This window comes from Actinacidiphila bryophytorum (assembly GCF_016916835.1).
Lineage (GTDB): Bacteria > Actinomycetota > Actinomycetes > Streptomycetales > Streptomycetaceae > Actinacidiphila > Actinacidiphila bryophytorum.
This window is the reverse complement of the sequence record NZ_JAFFIX010000006.1, coordinates 245,282-261,614: the sequence shown is the minus strand read 5'-3', so window position 1 is coordinate 261,614 and position 16,333 is coordinate 245,282. Positions and strand designations below refer to the sequence as shown.

Annotated in this window: 19 protein-coding genes; 12 read left to right on the top strand and 7 right to left on the bottom strand. The window is 73.1% G+C overall.

All coding sequences use genetic code 11. From position 1 onward, the window contains the following. The first annotated feature begins 39 nt into the window (after positions 1-39). Together tsaE and JT723_RS12065 are read left to right on the top strand one after the other, a co-directional pair. Complete coding sequence (gene tsaE / locus JT723_RS12070; protein ID WP_205044545.1) at positions 40-582, top strand: tRNA (adenosine(37)-N6)-threonylcarbamoyltransferase complex ATPase subunit type 1 TsaE; 543 nt, start codon at positions 40-42, stop codon at positions 580-582. A 153-nt stretch (positions 583-735) separates the two neighbouring features. Beyond that, positions 736-888: a hypothetical protein gene (locus JT723_RS12065; protein WP_205044544.1), complete on the top strand. Its 153-nt coding sequence runs from the start codon at positions 736-738 to the stop codon at positions 886-888. A gap of 61 nt (positions 889-949) precedes the next feature. On the opposite strand, the gene JT723_RS12060 is transcribed toward JT723_RS12065, so the two are convergent. After that, entirely contained in the window at positions 950-1,498 is a 549-nt protein-coding gene (locus JT723_RS12060) for a hypothetical protein (protein ID WP_251512360.1), read from the bottom strand. Between the two features lie 100 nt (positions 1,499-1,598). Between JT723_RS12060 and tsaB the strand changes: the two genes are divergently transcribed. Genes tsaB through JT723_RS12035 form a run of 5 tightly spaced genes read left to right on the top strand, consistent with a single transcriptional unit; the run spans position 1,599 to position 4,990 of the window. Further along, positions 1,599-2,264, top strand: coding sequence for a tRNA (adenosine(37)-N6)-threonylcarbamoyltransferase complex dimerization subunit type 1 TsaB (gene tsaB / locus JT723_RS12055; protein ID WP_205044543.1), 666 nt, complete (start codon positions 1,599-1,601; stop codon positions 2,262-2,264). Further along, positions 2,261-2,767: a ribosomal protein S18-alanine N-acetyltransferase gene (gene rimI / locus JT723_RS12050; RefSeq protein ID WP_205044542.1), complete on the top strand. Its 507-nt coding sequence runs from the start codon at positions 2,261-2,263 to the stop codon at positions 2,765-2,767. Before tsaB ends, rimI begins: the two co-directional genes overlap by 4 nt. Then, positions 2,760-3,851, top strand: a complete 1,092-nt coding sequence (gene tsaD, locus JT723_RS12045) for a tRNA (adenosine(37)-N6)-threonylcarbamoyltransferase complex transferase subunit TsaD (protein ID WP_205044541.1) — start codon at positions 2,760-2,762, stop codon at positions 3,849-3,851. The genes rimI and tsaD overlap by 8 nt, the downstream gene beginning before the upstream one ends. A gap of 7 nt (positions 3,852-3,858) precedes the next feature. Continuing rightward, entirely contained in the window at positions 3,859-4,131 is a 273-nt protein-coding gene (locus JT723_RS12040; RefSeq protein ID WP_205044540.1) for a hypothetical protein, read from the top strand. 19 nt (positions 4,132-4,150) lie between these two features. Further along, positions 4,151-4,990: a polysaccharide deacetylase family protein gene (locus JT723_RS12035; RefSeq protein ID WP_205044539.1), complete on the top strand. Its 840-nt coding sequence runs from the start codon at positions 4,151-4,153 to the stop codon at positions 4,988-4,990. On the opposite strand, the gene JT723_RS12030 is transcribed toward JT723_RS12035, so the two are convergent. Further along, positions 4,981-6,186, bottom strand: a complete 1,206-nt coding sequence (locus tag JT723_RS12030; RefSeq protein ID WP_205044538.1) for a class I SAM-dependent methyltransferase — start codon at positions 6,184-6,186, stop codon at positions 4,981-4,983. The genes JT723_RS12035 and JT723_RS12030 overlap by 10 nt on opposite strands. A 545-nt stretch (positions 6,187-6,731) precedes the next feature. On the opposite strand from JT723_RS12030, the gene groES reads away from it, so the two are divergent. The 3 genes from groES (at position 6,732) to JT723_RS12015 (ending at position 9,716) form a co-directional block, all read left to right on the top strand. Continuing rightward, positions 6,732-7,040, top strand: a complete 309-nt coding sequence (groES, locus tag JT723_RS12025; RefSeq protein WP_075017238.1) for a co-chaperone GroES — start codon at positions 6,732-6,734, stop codon at positions 7,038-7,040. A gap of 134 nt (positions 7,041-7,174) precedes the next feature. Then, a complete protein-coding gene (gene groL / locus JT723_RS12020) occupies positions 7,175-8,797 on the top strand; it encodes a chaperonin GroEL (RefSeq protein ID WP_205044537.1) in 1,623 nt (540 codons plus the stop codon). Positions 8,798-8,900: 103 nt separating this feature from the next. After that, positions 8,901-9,716 (top strand): SAM-dependent methyltransferase, encoded by an 816-nt coding sequence (locus JT723_RS12015; RefSeq protein ID WP_205044536.1) that lies wholly within the window; start codon positions 8,901-8,903, stop codon positions 9,714-9,716. A gap of 189 nt (positions 9,717-9,905) precedes the next feature. Here JT723_RS12015 and JT723_RS12010 read toward each other — a convergent pair whose 3' ends face one another. From JT723_RS12010 to JT723_RS11995, 4 genes are all read right to left on the bottom strand, one after another. After that, positions 9,906-10,700, bottom strand: coding sequence for an SDR family NAD(P)-dependent oxidoreductase (locus tag JT723_RS12010; protein WP_205044535.1), 795 nt, complete (start codon positions 10,698-10,700; stop codon positions 9,906-9,908). A gap of 45 nt (positions 10,701-10,745) precedes the next feature. Next, positions 10,746-11,408: an MOSC domain-containing protein gene (locus JT723_RS12005; RefSeq protein ID WP_205044534.1), complete on the bottom strand. Its 663-nt coding sequence runs from the start codon at positions 11,406-11,408 to the stop codon at positions 10,746-10,748. A 13-nt stretch (positions 11,409-11,421) separates the two neighbouring features. Beyond that, positions 11,422-12,225 (bottom strand): GNAT family N-acetyltransferase, encoded by an 804-nt coding sequence (locus tag JT723_RS12000; protein WP_205044533.1) that lies wholly within the window; start codon positions 12,223-12,225, stop codon positions 11,422-11,424. Between the two features lie 504 nt (positions 12,226-12,729). After that, complete coding sequence (locus JT723_RS11995; protein ID WP_205044532.1) at positions 12,730-13,815, bottom strand: aminotransferase class V-fold PLP-dependent enzyme; 1,086 nt, start codon at positions 13,813-13,815, stop codon at positions 12,730-12,732. A gap of 82 nt (positions 13,816-13,897) precedes the next feature. Between JT723_RS11995 and JT723_RS11990 the strand changes: the two genes are divergently transcribed. Then, positions 13,898-14,809 (top strand): LysR family transcriptional regulator, encoded by a 912-nt coding sequence (locus JT723_RS11990; RefSeq protein ID WP_205044531.1) that lies wholly within the window; start codon positions 13,898-13,900, stop codon positions 14,807-14,809. Between the two features lie 32 nt (positions 14,810-14,841). Here the strand turns inward: JT723_RS11990 and JT723_RS11985 are convergent, their stop codons facing one another. Continuing rightward, positions 14,842-15,144 carry a WhiB family transcriptional regulator gene (locus tag JT723_RS11985; RefSeq protein WP_205044530.1) on the bottom strand — a complete coding sequence of 101 codons (303 nt, stop codon included), beginning with the start codon at positions 15,142-15,144 and terminating at the stop codon, positions 14,842-14,844. Between the two features lie 474 nt (positions 15,145-15,618). On the opposite strand from JT723_RS11985, the gene JT723_RS11980 reads away from it, so the two are divergent. Next, on the top strand, positions 15,619-16,230 hold the full coding sequence (locus tag JT723_RS11980; RefSeq protein WP_003948568.1) for a response regulator transcription factor: 612 nt from the start codon (positions 15,619-15,621) through the stop codon (positions 16,228-16,230). The last annotated feature ends 103 nt before the right edge of the window (positions 16,231-16,333 follow it).

Below are 16,333 nucleotides of genomic sequence, written 5' to 3'. Positions count from 1 at the left end.
CGGGCGGGGTGCGGCGGGCGACGCGTAGGCTTCGCGGTCATGGGCACACCGCACGATTCGCCCCCCGCGGGCACGCAGGACCGGCTCCCTCCCGCCGTCCGGATCACCGTACGCACCGCCGAGCGCATGCGTGACCTGGGGCTGCGCCTGGCGTCGCTGCTGGAACCCGGCGACCTGGTCCTGCTCAACGGCGAGCTGGGCGCGGGCAAGACCACGCTGACCCGGGGCCTGGGCGAGGGCCTGGGCGTACGCGGCGCCGTCACCTCGCCGACCTTCGTCATCGCCCGCGTCCACCCCTCGTTGACCGGCGGCCCCGCCCTGGTCCACGTGGACGCCTACCGCCTGGGCGGCGGCCTGGACGAGATGGAGGACCTGGACCTGGACGTGTCGCTGCCGGAGTCGGTGGTGGTCGTGGAGTGGGGCGAGGGCAAGGTCGAGGAGCTGTCGGAGGCCCGGCTGCAGGTCGTCATCGAGCGCACGGTCGGCTCGGCGCCGGAGGCGGACGACGACGCCCGGGTGGTGACGGTCAGCGGCATCGGCCCGCGCTGGGCGGCGACCGACCTCTCGGCCCTCGGCGGCTGAGCGCGGCGGGGGAGCGGCGGGGGAGCGGCGGGCGGGCGGCGCATTGAACCGACAAGCTGTCGGGAAGATGTTGCGCAGGGGCAGGTGTCCGTGGTGTCCTGGTTCCGGACGCCCGCTTAGGGCTACCTAACTTCCACCGCTCGGGGAGGCGTCATGTCGGCCCACGACCCCCAGGACCCCCAGCCCACCCCCACCTTCCGCGACCTGCTGGCCGCGGCGGAGGCGGCCCGGCGGATCTCCACCCCGCCGCCCGCCACACCCCCGCAAAGGCCCCGTCCTACCGTCCCCGACAAGGACGCGGCATAGCCCGTACGGGTGAAATGCGGCCCGGCTCCGCCAGGCCGAGCCCGGCTTCCCGGCCCAGGCCTCAGGGCATCACGTTGATGGCGCTGCCGACCGTCGCGAACTGCCACATCGCCGCGGTGTCAGCCCGGGTCGCCCGGATCGCCGCGTTCTGCTTGGCCGGGTCCGGCTTGGGCAGCGAGCCGTCGACGGCCGCGCTGAAACCGACGTTGACCCCGCCGGTCATCGCGAACAGCACCGTGTGCTCGACCTGCTTGCCGTCGCCGCCGGTGCCCGTGGCGCGGCGGAAGAAGACGTGGTGCAGGCCCTTGGACGGCGCCACGTTGCCCGCGACCACCGCATAGGTGCGCACCACCTTGTTGCCGTCGTCCACCAGCCACACCCGCTTCGCGGAGATGCTGTAGACGACGCGCTTGCCTATGCCCGAGTGCAGCGGCAGCGGATACGTCTTCGGCTTCGGCTTGGCCGGTGCCGACTTCTTCGGCGGGGTCGCGGAATGCGCCGCCGCCGGGGTCTTGGGTGCCGAGCCCGACGCCTGCGCGGCCAGGACCGCGATCACCACCATCGCCGCCGCGGTCAGACCCGAGACAAGGGTGCCGGCCTTGATTGCCACGGGGATCCTCCGGTCGGGTTGCGCGCTCGCTCCCCGTTGACGGTAGCAGCAGCGGCGACCGCCGCCGCGGCCGTACGCGTGCTGCCCGTACCCTGGGGGCGTGCTGCTGCTTGCCTTCGACACCGCCACGCCCGCCGTCACCGCCGCCCTGCACGACGGGGAGCGGGTGCTCGCCGAGTCCACGGTGATCGACGCGCGCAGGCACGGCGAACTCCTCGTACCCGCCGTGGACCGCGTGCTGTCCACCGCGGGCCGCGCGCTCGCCGACGTCACCGGCGTTGTCGTCGGCGTCGGCCCGGGACCGTACACGGGCCTGCGGGTCGGGCTGGTCACCGCCGCGTCCTTCGGCGACGCCCTTGGCGTGCCCGTACACGGCGTGTGCACCCTCGACGGCCTCGCCTGGGCCGCGGGCGAGGCGGGCCTGGAAGGCCCCTTCACCGTCGCCACCGACGCGCGCCGCAAGGAGGTCTACTGGGCCTGCTACGACGGCCCCGCGGTCCGCGTCACCGAGCCCGCGGTCAACCGGCCCGCCGACCTGCCGGCCGACGTGCTCGCGCTGCCCGCGGTCGGCGCGGGCGCCGCTCTCTACCCCGACGCCTTCACCGACCGCCGCCCCGACCCCGCCCACCAGTCGGCCGGCTCGCTCGGCGCACTGGCCGCGCACCGGCTCGCCGCGGGCGAGGCCTTCGCGCCCGCGTTGCCGCTGTACCTGCGCCGCCCCGACGCCCAGGTGCCCGCCGGCTACAAGGCGGTCCTGCCGACGTGAGCGGACCGGACGACGTGGCCCTGCGCGAGCTGCGCTGGTGGGACCTGGACCGGGTGATCGCGCTGGAGGAGGAGCTCTTCCCCGAGGACGCCTGGTCCCGCGGCATGTTCTGGTCGGAGATCGCCGACACCAGGCACCCGGCGGCCACCCGCACGTACGTCGCCGCCGAGCGCGCCGACGGACGGATCGTCGGCTACGCGGGGCTCGCGGCCGTCGCCGGAACCGGCGACGTGCAGACCATCGCGGTGGCCCGCGACCACTGGGGCACCGGGCTCGGCGCCCGGCTGCTCACCGCCCTGCTGCGGGCCGCGACCGCGGCAGAATGCCACGAGGTGCTGCTCGAAGTGCGGGTCGACAACGCCCGCGCCCAGCGGCTCTACCAGCGCTTCGGCTTCGAGCCGATCGGCATCCGCAAGGGCTACTACCAGCCGGGCAACGTCGACGCGCTCGTCATGCGCAGCGCCGACCCGGCACAGAACCTGGCTGAGGAATTCCATGGCTGACGAACCCCTGGTGCTCGGTATCGAGACCTCGTGCGACGAGACCGGCGTCGGCATCGTCCGCGGGCACACCCTGCTCGCCGACGCGGTCGCCTCCAGCGTCGACGAGCACGCCCGCTACGGCGGCGTCGTCCCGGAGGTCGCCAGCCGCGCCCACCTGGAGGCGATGGTCCCCACCATCCAGCGCGCCCTCAAGCAGGCCGGGGTCAGCGCCGGCGACCTCGACGGCATCGCCGTCACCGCGGGGCCGGGACTCGCGGGCGCCTTGCTGGTCGGGGTGTCGGCGGCCAAGGCGTACGCCTACGCGCTCGGCAAGCCGCTCTACGGCGTCAACCACCTCGCCTCGCACATCTGCGTCGACCAGCTCGAACACGGCGCCCTGCCCGAGCCCACCATGGCGCTGCTGGTCTCCGGCGGCCACTCCTCGCTGCTGCTCGCCCCCGACATCACCGGCGACGTGCGCCCGCTCGGCGCCACCATCGACGACGCGGCCGGCGAGGCCTTCGACAAGGTCGCCCGCGTCCTCGGCCTCGGCTTCCCCGGCGGCCCGGCCATCGACCGGCACGCCCGCGACGGCGACCCCGCCGCCATCGCCTTCCCCCGCGGCCTGACCGGCGGGCGCGACCCGCTCTACGACTTCTCCTTCTCCGGCCTGAAGACCGCCGTCGCCCGCTGGGTCGAGGCCCGCCGCAGGGACGGCCGGGACGTGCCCGTCGCCGACGTCGCCGCGTCCTTCCAGGAGGCCGTCGTCGACGTGCTCACCCGCAAGGCGATCAGGGCCTGCAAGGACAACGGCGTCGACCACCTGATGATCGGCGGCGGCGTCGCCGCCAACTCCCGGCTGCGCTCCCTGGCCCTGGAAAGGTGCGAGGGCGCCGGGATCCGGCTCCGGGTGCCCCGCCCGGGCCTGTGCACCGACAACGGCGCCATGGTCGCCGCACTGGGCGCCGAGATGGTCGCAAGGGGCCGCGCCTCCTCCACCTTCGACCTCCCCGCCGACTCCTCGCTCCCGGTCACCGAGGTGTCCGTACCCGGGCACACCCACGACCACGTGCACGAGGCCGCCAGGGACAACCTCCACGGATGAGCCGCCGATGAGCGTCACCCTCATGTGGGAGGCCGCCGCCGCGCAGGGCCGCGGCCCCGAACTGCTCGCCTGGGCACGGCAGTCCGCCGCCGCACTGCCCGGCGGATTCCTGCGCCGCGAACACCTCACCGCGCCCGGCGACCGCGTCCTCGTCCTGACCTGGTGGGACGCCGACTACGACGCGCAGCTCCCCGAACTGCCCGCGCCGCCCGCCGACCTGGTGCGGCGCGAGGTGCACCGCTGGCGGTTCACGTCCGTCGCCGTGGAACCCGGGAGCTGAAAATCCCCTCGTCCAGGGTATGCGCGCACCACGCGGAATCCTCGCCCTGCTGCTCCTGGGCCTCCTCCTGGCAACCGGCTGCTCCAGCGGCGACCCCACCGGCTCCCCGGCCCCCGCGGACACCGTGACGGCCTCGCAGCCGTCCCGCACGCCCCAGCCCACGCCGACCGAGGACCGCGCCGCGGCCTTCCGCAAGTGGGGCGTCCCGCTCCTGGCGCCGCCGCCCGCCCCGCCCGCCGTCAAGCCCGTACGCACCGACGACGGCCGCATACCCGTGGTCAGCGACATACCCACCGACCAGAAGATCGTCTTCCTGACCTTCGACGACGGGGCGGAGAAGGACCCGAAGTTCGTCGAGATGATGCGGGACCTGAAGATCCCCTTCACGATGTTCCTCACCGACGACGTCATCAAGAGCGACTACGGCTACTTCCGCCCGCTCCAGGCGCTCGGCAACTCGATACAGGACCACACCCTCACCCACCCCGACCTGCACGGGCGGACCCTGGCCCAGCAGAAGCACGAGATCTGCGTCCAGCAGCAGAAGCTGACCGCCGAGTACGGCACGGCACCCGGGCTCTTCCGGCCGCCCTACGGCAACTACAACGCCGACACCCGCACCGCGGTGAAATCCTGCGGCGGCCTGCGGGCGATCATCCTGTGGCGCGAGTCCATGCAGATCAAGAAGGTGCAGTTCCAGCGCCCCGACAAGAAGTTCCACCCCGGCGACATCATCCTGGCCCACTTCCGCGGCCCGTCCCAGCTCAAGGGCGAGTCCATGACGGCGATGACCGCCAACCTGCTGCGCCAGGTCGCCTCCCAGGGCTTCACCCTGGCCCGCCTGGACGACTACGTCTGAGAGCGCCCCCGCGCCGGGTGGGCCAGGAGCATGGAAGGGGCGCCGCAGACGCGGGTCAGGAAGACCGTGGCCGAGTGCGGGCCTTTCGGGCGCACCCGGCGGCGGAGGTCGTCCGGGTCGACCGCCGAGCCGCGCTTCTTGACCGTGAGGACGCCGATCTCCCGCTCCCGCACCAGGGCCTTGAGCCGCTTCAGCCCGAAAGGCAGCACATCGGTGACCTCGTACGCCGTCGCGTACGGCGTCGCCCGCAGGCCGTCGGCGGTGACGTAGGCGATCGTCGGGTCGACGAGCCCGCCGTCCAGCTCCTGCGCGACCTCCGCGACCAGGTGCGCGCGGATGACGGCGCCGTCCGGCTCGTACAGGTACCGCCCCACCGGCCGCACCTGCGGGTCGGGCAGGCCCCGCCCCACCAGGCTCGCCCCCGACGGCAGCAGCGTCGCCCGGCGGGCGCCCGGCCGCACCCCGCCGCCGAACCACAGCACCGCCTCCTTCACGTCGCCGCCGTCCGAGATCCACTCGGCTTCCGCGCCCTCCGGCACCGCCTCGTGCGGGATCCCCGGTGCGACCTTCACCGCCCCGGGTGAACCCGAGGCGGCCGCCTCCAGCGCCCACGACAGCGGAGGCGAGTACGCCTCCGGGTCGAAGACCCGGCCCCTGGCCGTGCGGCGCGCCGGATCGACGAAGACGCCCGCACGGCCGGCCGTGCCGACGTCCCGGACGTCCGCGCACACGACCTCCAGGCGGTCGGCCAGGCCCAGCGCGGCCGCGTTCGCCCGCACCACCGCGCACGTCAGCGGGTCGCGGTCCACCGCGGTCACCGCAAGGCCCGCCCGCAGCATCGCGATCGCGTCACCGCCGACCCCGCAACACAGGTCGGTGACACCGGCCCGCTCCCCGGCTGAGCCCGCGTCCGCGGCGAACCTGGCCGCCCGGTGGGCCGCCACCGACGCGCGGGTGGACTGCTCCAGGCCGTGCGGCGTGAAGTACATGCGGTGGGCGTCCACCGCGCCGAACTTCGCGACGGCGCGCTGCCGCAGCCTTGCCTGCGACAGGGCTGCCGCCACGAGCGGTGCGTCATGCGTGCGCCGCAACCGCGTGGCCGCGGCGAGGTCGTCCACGGGGTCGTGCCCCCGCAACCCCTCCAGCAGCTCCTGCCCCTCCGCGGTCAGCAATCCTTCAAACTCCTCCGGCGTCACCGCCCCATTCTCCCCTCCCGGGAAGCCTTCTCCGTCCGAAGGGGGTTGTCCCCGCCCACGCCGGCCCCCGGCGGGTGGGGGGCTTGGCGCGCAGTTCCCCGCGCCCCTGGGGGTGCCCTCTGCGCGAGAGGGTGAGCGTTTTTAGGGGCGCGGGGAACTGCGCGCCCAGCCCCCAGGCACGCGCGGGTCGTCACCGTCCGAAAGGGGCAGTTCTGTTCGTGCCGGACCACCGGCCGGTGGTGGGCTGGTCGCGCAGTTCCCCGCGCCCCTGACGGCTCGGCCCCGCCGAAGAGGCGCCGTCGCGAGCCCGCGCCCGGGGGCTCGGCCCCGCCGGAGAGGGGGGTTCGGGTCACCCGGGAGGAGTGCGGGGCTGGCACTCCGCTTGACCGAGTGCTAAAGGCGTCCTAGTCTCGCTTTTGGCACTCGGCCCCGCTGAGTGCCAGACACACAGCGACGGGCAGGTCCGGCACCCGCGACGACGGGCCTACCAGGTCGCCGACCCAGACAGACACTCCCGTGAGCCCTTTGAAGGGGGAGGTCGGATCGTGACGACCGCCAGCACCAAGGTTGCCATCAAGCCGCTTGAGGACCGCATCGTGGTCCAGCCGCTCGACGCCGAGCAGACCACGGCCTCGGGCCTGGTCATTCCGGACACCGCCAAGGAGAAGCCCCAGGAGGGCGTCGTCCTGGCCGTCGGTCCGGGCCGCTTCGAGGACGGCAACCGGCTGCCGCTCGACGTCGCCGTGGGCGACGTCGTGCTGTACAGCAAGTACGGCGGCACCGAGGTGAAGTACAACGGCGAGGAGTACCTCGTCCTCTCGGCCCGCGACGTTCTCGCGATCGTCGAGAAGTAGTTCCCCGGCTGCACAGCCGTGATCCCGCCCCGGGAGTCCCTGTCCTTGAGGCCGGGTCCCCGGGGCGGTTTCTTTCGCCGTCCTTACCGTCCGTGACGACGTGATTAGACGAGTAGACGAGGTAGTTCGCAGGCATGGCCAAGATTCTTAAGTTCGACGAGGACGCCCGTCGCGCCCTGGAGCGCGGCGTCAACAAGCTCGCCGACACCGTGAAGGTGACGATCGGCCCCAAGGGCCGCAACGTCGTCATCGACAAGAAGTTCGGCGCCCCGACCATCACCAACGACGGCGTGACCATCGCCCGTGAGGTCGAGCTGGAGGACCCGTACGAGAACCTGGGCGCCCAGCTCGTCAAGGAGGTGGCGACCAAGACCAACGACATCGCGGGTGACGGCACCACCACCGCGACGGTCCTGGCCCAGGCGCTGGTCCGCGAGGGCCTGCGGAACGTGGCGGCCGGCGCGTCCCCCGCCTCGCTCAAGAAGGGCATCGACGCGGCCGTCAAGGCGGTCTCCGAGGAGCTGCTGGCCACCGCGCGCGCCATCGAGGGCAAGGAGGACATCGCGGCCGTCGCCGCGCTGTCCGCGCAGGACAAGCAGGTCGGCGAGCTGATCGCCGAGGCGATGGACAAGGTCGGCAAGGACGGTGTGATCACCGTCGAGGAGTCCAACACCTTCGGTCTGGACCTGGAGTTCACCGAGGGCATGGCCTTCGACAAGGGCTACCTCTCGCCGTACTTCGTCACCGACCAGGAGCGTATGGAGGCCGTCCTCGACGACCCGTACGTCCTGATCCACCAGGGCAAGATCTCCTCGATCCAGGACCTGCTGCCGCTGCTGGAGAAGATCATCCAGGCGGGTGGCTCCAAGCCGCTGCTGATCATCGCCGAGGACGTCGAGGGCGAGGCCCTGTCGACCCTGGTCGTGAACAAGATCCGCGGCACGTTCAACGCCGTCGCGGTCAAGGCGCCCGGCTTCGGCGACCGCCGCAAGGCCATGCTCGGCGACATCGCCACCCTCACCGGTGCGACCGTCATCGCCGAGGAGGTCGGCCTCAAGCTCGACCAGGCCGGCCTGGACCTGCTGGGCACCGCCCGCCGCGCCACCATCACCAAGGACGAGACCACCATCGTCGACGGCGCGGGCGACAAGGCCGAGATCGAGGGCCGCGTCAACCAGATCAAGGCGGAGATCGGCACCACCGACTCCGACTGGGACCGCGAGAAGCTGCAGGAGCGGCTGGCCAAGCTGGCCGGCGGCGTCTGCGTCATCCGCGTCGGCGCGGCCACCGAGGTCGAGCTGAAGGAGAAGAAGCACCGCCTGGAGGACGCGATCTCCGCGACCCGCGCGGCCGTCGAGGAGGGCATCGTCTCCGGCGGTGGCTCGGCTCTGGTCCACGCGGTCAAGGTGCTCGGCGAGAACCTCGGCAAGGAGGGCGACGAGGCCACCGGTGTCGCCGTCGTCCGCCGCGCCGCTGTCGAGCCGCTGCGCTGGATCGCCGAGAACGCCGGCCTGGAGGGCTACGTCATCACCTCCAAGGTCGCCGAGCTGGACAAGGGCCACGGTTTCAACGCGGCCACCGGCGAGTACGGCGACCTGGTCAAGGCCGGCGTCATCGACCCGGTCAAGGTCACCCGCTCCGCCCTGGAGAACGCGGCGTCCATCGCGTCGCTGCTGCTCACGACCGAGACCCTGGTCGTGGACAAGAAGGAAGAGGAGCCGGAGGCCGCCGCCGGCGGTCACGGCCACTCGCACTGACCCCGCCTTCTCCCGCTGACGCCCGCCGCCCCGCACCGGGGCGGCGGGCGTCCGCCGTCCCCCCGCGCTTCCGGTGGGCCCCGCCGTACGGCAGATTGGCCGCATGACGAATGACCACAGCGGCGGCGCGCCCCTCATCGACACGAGCCTTCCGCACTCGGCGCGGATGTACGACTACTGGCTCGGCGGCAGCAACAACTTCGCCGCGGACCGGGCCATGGGCCAGGCCATCGAGCAGGCCATACCCGGCATCAAGGCGATGGCCATGGAGAACCGCAAGTTCCTCGGCCGCGCGGTCCGCCACATGGCCGGCGAGGCCGGCATCCGGCAGTTCCTCGACATCGGCACCGGCATCCCGGCGGACGGGGACACCGCGTCGGTGGCCGCGCTCGTCGCCCCCGACAGCCGGGTCGTCTGCGTCGACAACGACCCCATCGTGCAGGCGCACGCGCGCGACGTCCTCAACGGCAGGCCCGGCGCCGGGCGCACGGTCTACCTCGAAGCGGACCTGCGCGAGCCCGCCGAGATCCTCGGCTCGCCGCTGCTGAAGGACACCATCGACCTCGGGCAGCCGGTCGGCCTGCTGCTGGTGGCCATCCTGATGCTCGTCAAGGACGAGCAGGACCCGTGGGGCGCGGTCGGCGCCTTCCTCGACGCGATGCCCTCCGGGAGCCATGTCGCGATCAGCCACCCGACGCAGGACTTCGACCCCGAGGCGATGGCGGAGGTCACCAGGGCCGCAGAGCAGGGCCGTATGACGCTGGTCCCCCGGGACCGCTCCCAGGTCCTGCGCTTCTTCGCCGACTGGGAGATCATCTCCCCCGGCCTGGTCCCCGTCATGGCCTGGCGCCCCGAGGCCCCCCTCACCGAGGACGAGCGCTCCGCGTACTACTGGGCGGCCGTGGCCCGCAAGCCGTGAGGCTCGCAGGCGGCGCCCTCTGCGCAGAGGGTGAGCGTTTTTAGGGGCGCGGGGAACTGCGCGCCCCATCACGACGGTGGGAAAGCAAGCAACGTCACAGCAAGTGGCAATCACCCAGGGGCGCGGGGAACTGCGCGACCAGCCACGACGGGCGGGAAGAAAGCGACGCCACCGCAAGTGGCAACCCCCCTACCCCCGGTGGGGCGGTGGCTTGGGGTCGTAGCGGCGGCCCGCGCCCGCGGAGAGCGCGCCGAACACGCGCGAGGGGACATGGCGGGCCAGCCCGACGGCCGTTTTGTAACGGGCGTCGGGCACGCTCAGCACCTTCCCCCGCGCCAGGTCGCGCAGCGCCGCCGCCACGACCTTGTCCGCGTCGAGCCACGCCCAGGACGGCAGGCGCTCCGCCTGCATCCCCGCCCGCTCGTGGAACTCCGTCCTGACGAAGCCGGGGCACAGTGCCAGGAAGCGGATGCCCGACCCGCGCAGGTCAAGGGCCGCGCCCTCGGTGAAGCGCACGACCCACGCCTTGCTCGCCGCGTATGTGCCGCGCGGCATGAAGGCCGCCACCGACGCCACGTTGACCACGGTGCCGCGGCCCCGCTCCCGCATCCCCTCCGCCGCCGCGGCCGTGAGCCGCAGCACCGCCTCGCAGTGCAGCGTCAGCATCCGCAGCTCGTCCGCCATCGGCGCCTCCAGGAAGCGCCCGCGGTTGCCGAAGCCCGCGTTGTTGACCAGCACGTCCACCGGTGGAAGTCCGGCATCCCGCAGCCGGCCCTCCACCGCGCTGATGCCGCCGTCCGTCGCCAGGTCCGCCTGCAGGACCTCGACCCGGACCCCGTGCCGCTCGCGCAGCTCCGCCGCGGTCTCGCCCAGCCGCGCGCCGTCCCTGGCGACCAGCACCAGGTCGTGCCGGTCGGCCGCCAGCCGCCGCGCGAAGGCCGCGCCGATACCCGCCGTCGGACCCGTGATGAGGGAAGTCGTCATGCGGGCAGCGTATGCGGACCGCGTGCCGCGTAGTCGGTCCTGCCCTCACGGGCGGGTGCGTGCCAGGCGCTCCCTGATCCGCCGCAGGTCCTCCGCCGGCAGCGCCTCCGCCACCAGCAGCTCGGGCAGCAGCTCCGGCTGTGTGGTCAGCGCGCGGAAAGCCAGCTCCACGGTCACCCCGTGCCCGGGGCGGTGCTCGACCGCGACCTCGTCGCCCGCCGCCAGCTCGCCCGGCTCGATCACCCGCAGATACGGGCCGGGCAGGGCGCCGGCGATGAAGCGCTTGATCCAGCGGTTCTCGTCCAGCCAGCCGGCGAAGGTCGCGCACGGGATGCGCGGGCACGACACCTCCAGCAGCGGGCCGCCCGCGCCGATCCGCCAGCGCTCGCCGATCAGCGCGGCGTTCACGTCGTAGCCGGCCGTCGTCAGGTTCTCGCCGAAGCAGCCGTTCGCCAGGCTGCGGTCCAGCTCCTTCTCCCAGTGGTCCAGGTCCTCCCGGGCGTAGGCGTACACCGCCTGGTCGTCGCCGCCGTGGTTCTTGACGTCGTAGACCCGGTCCCCGGCCAGCCCCACCGCCCCCGTGCCCTTCGGCCCCGGCGCGCTCACCGCCACCGGACCCTTCACCGGCCACTTGTCGATGCCCGTCGCCGCCAGCCGCTTCCACGGGTTCGGCATCGGGCGGCCCACGTTGACGCTCAGCAGCTGCATCAGGTGCTCCTGTCTAGGCCGGGGCCGTGATCAGGTACGGGGTGGTCACGCTCAGCGCCGCGAAGCCGAGGCGCTGCAGGATCGGGCGGCTGTCCTCGGACGCGTCGACCTGCAGGTAGCGGTACCCGTGGGCGGCGGCGATACGCGCCCGGTGCGCGACCAGGGCGCGGTAGATGCCGCGGCCGCGCCACTTCTCGACGGTGCCGCCGCCCCACAGGCCCGCGAAGTCCGTGCCCGGGTAGAACTCCATGCGGGCCGCGCACACCGGCTCGTCGCCGGCCATCGCCAGCACGATGCTCACGGTGTCCGCGCGGGTGGCGACCTGGTCCAGCATGCGCATCCGCAGGCGGTCGGAGTTCGTGCCGAACGCCTGCTCGTGCACGGCTGCGACCAGGTCGACGCCGGGGGCGTCGGTCACCCTCACGAGCCGTACGCCGTCGGGAAGCTCCGCTCCCCTCGTCAGCTCGGCCACCTCGGAGACCTCGGCGACCATCAGGGTCTCCGGCTCCTCCGGCTGGAAGCCGGCCGCCAGCAGGCGGTCGCGCAGGTCGGCGGGGCGGTCGTGGGAGTACGTCTTCCACTCGAACTCGCGGCCGGCGGCTTCCGGGGTGTGCAGCCACTGCACCTGGGCGGCGATCGCGGCGTCGGCGGTCGCCTCGTCGAGGTCGGACCACAGGACCCCGGTCCACTCGTGGCTCCCGCCCCCCACCTGCCGTACGACCCCGCCCCCGGCGTCGATCCTGGTCGTCGGCGTCTCGGGCGGCGCGTCCCGCCGCAGCTGGGCGTCGAAGAGCCGCAGTGCTTCAGTCTGATCCATCCGAGCATTCGACCACCCGCGTGCCCGTGCCCCAACCGATTTTGTCCCCCGGGGGTGCGCGTGCTGTGTGCGGTCGGGGTCGGTGCCGCTTCGGGGGTATCTCCTCGGCCTGCGCGCCTCTGCCCTTCCCGAACGAGGCGGCGGGAGTTGCGCGCATGCCTGCGGGGACACCCCCGAACCGTCCCCTCCGCTGCGTTGGCGGCTTGCGGTTGTCGTCTGCGGGGTGGCCTTTGCTACGTCTCGGCCACGTCGGCCGCCGGCGGTTCGCCGGTGGGCACGCCGGGCGGCTTGCGGTTTGCGGTTCTCCTCGGCGAGCTACGTCCGCGGCTGCGACAGCTACCTGCGGTTCGCCGGTGCGCACGGGCTCGCAGTCGCCGACGGTGGGGTGCGGCCACTGGGAGACCTGTCACTTCATCCACTACTCGCACGGGTCTGGGGGCACCCCCCACGCGGAGCTGTGGGGGGAGGGTGGGAAACGAAACCCGCGCCGTCAGGCGCGGGGGGTCAGGACGCGGCGGCGTTCAGGACGTGGTCGACGTCGGAGGGGGTGTTGTAGAAGTGCGGCGCCAGGCGCAGATTCCCGGCGCGGGAGGAGAAGGCGGCACCGGCTGCCTGGAGGCGGTCGGTGAGGGCGGCGGGCACGCCGGGGACCGCGACGATCGCGGAAGGGCCTGGCACGGGCGAGAACCCGAGGCTGGTGAAGCCGTCGCGCAGGCGGTCCGCGAGAGCGACGTCGTGGTCGTGGATGGCCTGGACGCCGAGTTCCTCGACGAGGGCGAGGGACGCGGCGGCGCCGACGTAGGCGAGGTAGGCGGGCCGCGCGTCGAAGCGCCGGGCACCGGGGGCGAGGTGGGGGACGGGGCCGTAGCAGGCGTCCCACGGGTCGTCGGCGCCGTACCAGCCGGTGAAGACCGGCGAGAGGGTGGGTTCGGCACCTGGCCGCACGGTCAGGAAGCATGCGCCGTGCGGTGAGACCAGCCACTTGTAGCCGTGGCAGACCACGTAGTCGTACGACATGGCGTCGATCGGCAGCCACCCGACGGACTGGGTGGCGTCGAGCAGGACGCGCGCCCCGTGCGCCTCGGCGGCGGCGCGGATCGCGGGGAGGTCGGCGACCCGCCCGTCGGCGGACTGCGCGGCGCTGACGGCGACGAGCGCGGTGCCGGGGCGCACCGCGTCGGCGACGTCCTGGAGCCGGACGAGGCGCAGCCGCAGGTCGGTGCGGGCGGCGAAGGGGTGCACCAGGGAGCTGAAGTCGTCCTGGAAGGTGACGACCTCCGCGCCGGCGGGCAGTGCGGCGGCCACGAGGCCGACGGCACCGGCGACGGTGCCGGCCAGGGCGACCTGGGAGAGCGGCGTTCCGGTGATGCGGGCGAAGGAGGCGCGGGCGGCGGCGACGCTGTCCTCGTAGCCCGCGGTGTCGGGGCGCCCGGCGGCCCAGGCGTCGAGTGCGCGGCGCAGGGCCGCGATCGTGCGGGCGGGGGCGAGGCCGTGGGTGGCGGCGTTGAGCTGTCCTGGCGGCAGGTCGGGGTATTCGGCCTCCCGCAGGCCGGGGAAGGCGGCGACGTCTGGGGATGCTTGGGCGCTCATGGATTCAGCCTGGACCCGGGTGGGGGCAAAGTCTATTGCCGATTTGTGGGGGGCAAGCCTAAGTAATGCTTATGGTGGAGGGGTGATCGAGGCACGGCATCTGCGGGTGCTGCGGGCGGTGGCGCGGGGCGGTTCGTTCTCTGCGGCGGCCCGCGCTCTGGGCTGCACGCAGCCGGCGGTCAGCCAGCAGATGAAGGCCCTGGAGGCGGCCGCGGGCACCCCGCTGCTGGTGCGCGGGCCGCGCGAGATGCGGCTGACGCAGGCGGGCGAGGCGCTGGTGCGGCACGCCGACGGGATCCTGGCCGGGCTCGCGGCTGCCGAGGAGGAGGTCGCCGCGATCGCGGGCCTGCGGGCCGGGCGGGTGCGGCTGGCGTCGTTCCCCTCGGGCACGCCGACGCTGGTGCCGGGGGCGGTCGCGGAGATGCGCGAGCGGCACCCGGGTACGGAGGTGTCGCTGGTCGAGGCGGAGCCGCCGGCGTCGGTCGACCTGCTGCGGGCCGGGGACTGCGACATCACGCTGGCCTTCCGCTACCCGGACCTGCCGACGCCCGCCGAGGAGTCCTGGGACGACCTGGTGGTGCGCCCGCTGCTGGCCGACCGGCTGGTGGGTGTGGTGCCGCGGGGCCATGCCCTGGCGGGCGGCGGCGCTCCGGTGGACCTGGCGGCGCTGGCGGGGGAGCGGTGGATCGCGGGCTGCCCGCGCTGCCGCGGGCATCTGGTGGAGATGTGCGAGCGGGTGGGCTTCACGCCCAGGATCGACTTCGCGACCGACGACTACCCGGCGGTGACGGGCCTGGTCGCGGCGGGTCTGGGTGTGGCGGTGCTGCCGCGGCTCGCGCTGGAGTCGGTGCGAAGTCGCGGGGTCGCGGTGGTGGAGCTGCGGCCCGCGGTGCACCGCGAGGTCGTGGCGCTGACGCTGCCCGACCTCGCACAGGTCCCCGCGGTGGACATGATGCTGGCCAGGCTGACGCGGGCGGCCCTGGGCCGGGCGTGACGCCCGGCCTGCAGAATCGATTCTTCGGATGCTCAGGCGGACTCGACCGGCATCCGGTGCCGGGAGCGGCCCATCATCTCCTCGCGTTCGTCCTCGGTGAGCCCGCCCCACACGCCGTACGGCTCGCGTACGGCCAGGGCGTGGGTGGCGCACTCGGCCCTGACGGGGCAGCGCATGCACACCTCCTTGGCCGCGGCCTCCCGTGCGCTGCGGGCCGCGCCGCGTTCGCCCTCGGGGTGGAAGAACAGCGAGCTGTCGACGCCTCGGCAGGCGGCCACCAGCTGCCAGTCCCAGAGATCGGCGTTCGGGCCGGGAAGGCGGGAGAAGTCTGCCATTGCTCATCCCCTCGACGGGTGCGTGACGGCCGTGACGACCTCGGTGTCTCCGACCGTACATCTACTGTCGTAGTAGATGTAAATATGACTCATCGCCAATCTAGCGACGATTAGCCCACGCATCAGAAAAGAGCGGCCAAAGGGTGCAAAGTCCGGCATAACACCCGTTCAGCAGCATCTGCCGGGCCGCCCCCCTCCGCGGAGCCCTGCAAGGGGCCGCGGAAATATGCCGGCTCACCCGTTCTGACCTGCGGCGTGACTGATTCGTACGCGCATGATCACGTAGAGTGCCGATGGCGGCGACCAAACTTCGTAACTCTTTCGGGTGAGGGTCGTTGAGTGTGGCGGAAGCGGTTGGCGGCCCGAGCGGTCCCACAGGATTCGGGCAGGTGCCCGATGCCGTCAGCCCCAACGGTGAAGACTTCGTACAGCCTGGAGGCACAACGTGACGCGGTTCAGCTGCGGAGGGCGGTCATGACATCCGTCCTCGTCTGCGACGACTCCCCGCTCGCCCGAGAGGCCCTGCGCCGCGCGGTGGCGACCGTGCCCGGCGTCGAGCGCGTAACCACCGCGGCCAACGGCGAGGAAGTCCTCCGCCGCTGGGGAGCCGACCGGTCCGACCTGATCCTGATGGACGTCAGGATGCCCGGCCTCGGCGGCGTCGAGACGGTACGGCGGCTGCTGTCCGCCGACCCCGGCGCCCGCATCATCATGCTCACCGTCGCCGAGGACCTCGACGGCGTCGCCCTCGCGGTCGCCGCCGGCGCCCGCGGCTACCTGCACAAGGACGCCTCGCGCGCCGAACTGCGGGCCACCGTCACCCAGGCGCTCGCCGACCCGACCTGGCGGCTCGCCCCGCGCCGGCTGCGGTCCGCGGAGATGGGCGCCGCGCCCACCCTGACCGCCCGGGAGATCCAGGTCCTCGAAGGGATGAGCCACGGACGGTCCAACGCCGAGATCGGCCGTGAACTCTTCCTCTCGGAGGACACCGTCAAGACCCACGCGCGGCGCCTTTTCAAGAAGCTCGGCGCCTCCGACCGGGCGCACGCGGTGGCTCTCGGCTTCCGCTGGGGCCTGGTGCGCTGACCCGGATACGCCGTACGTCGTACGGCGAAGTCCCCCACGAGTCCTCGGTTTCCCGGGGGAGGACGCATGCTTGACGTATGGACTTCCTCGGGGATCGGCGGGG

Excerpts from the sequence above, each read along its gene's own strand:
- tsaE (WP_205044545.1), top strand. The coding sequence starts at position 40 with ATGGGCACACCGCACGATTCGCCCCCCGCGGGCACGCAGGACCGGCTC.
- JT723_RS12065 (WP_205044544.1), top strand. The coding sequence starts at position 736 with ATGTCGGCCCACGACCCCCAGGACCCCCAGCCCACCCCCACCTTCCGC.
- tsaD (WP_205044541.1), top strand. The coding sequence starts at position 2,760 with ATGGCTGACGAACCCCTGGTGCTCGGTATCGAGACCTCGTGCGACGAG.
- JT723_RS12040 (WP_205044540.1), top strand. The coding sequence starts at position 3,859 with ATGAGCGTCACCCTCATGTGGGAGGCCGCCGCCGCGCAGGGCCGCGGC.
- JT723_RS12035 (WP_205044539.1), top strand. The coding sequence starts at position 4,151 with ATGCGCGCACCACGCGGAATCCTCGCCCTGCTGCTCCTGGGCCTCCTC.
- groL (WP_205044537.1), top strand. The coding sequence starts at position 7,175 with ATGGCCAAGATTCTTAAGTTCGACGAGGACGCCCGTCGCGCCCTGGAG.
- JT723_RS12015 (WP_205044536.1), top strand. The coding sequence starts at position 8,901 with ATGACGAATGACCACAGCGGCGGCGCGCCCCTCATCGACACGAGCCTT.
- JT723_RS12010 (WP_205044535.1), bottom strand. The coding sequence starts at position 10,700 with ATGACGACTTCCCTCATCACGGGTCCGACGGCGGGTATCGGCGCGGCC.
- JT723_RS12005 (WP_205044534.1), bottom strand. The coding sequence starts at position 11,408 with ATGCAGCTGCTGAGCGTCAACGTGGGCCGCCCGATGCCGAACCCGTGG.
- JT723_RS12000 (WP_205044533.1), bottom strand. The coding sequence starts at position 12,225 with ATGGATCAGACTGAAGCACTGCGGCTCTTCGACGCCCAGCTGCGGCGG.
- JT723_RS11995 (WP_205044532.1), bottom strand. The coding sequence starts at position 13,815 with ATGAGCGCCCAAGCATCCCCAGACGTCGCCGCCTTCCCCGGCCTGCGG.
- JT723_RS11985 (WP_205044530.1), bottom strand. The coding sequence starts at position 15,144 with ATGGCAGACTTCTCCCGCCTTCCCGGCCCGAACGCCGATCTCTGGGAC.
- JT723_RS11980 (WP_003948568.1), top strand. The coding sequence starts at position 15,619 with ATGACATCCGTCCTCGTCTGCGACGACTCCCCGCTCGCCCGAGAGGCC.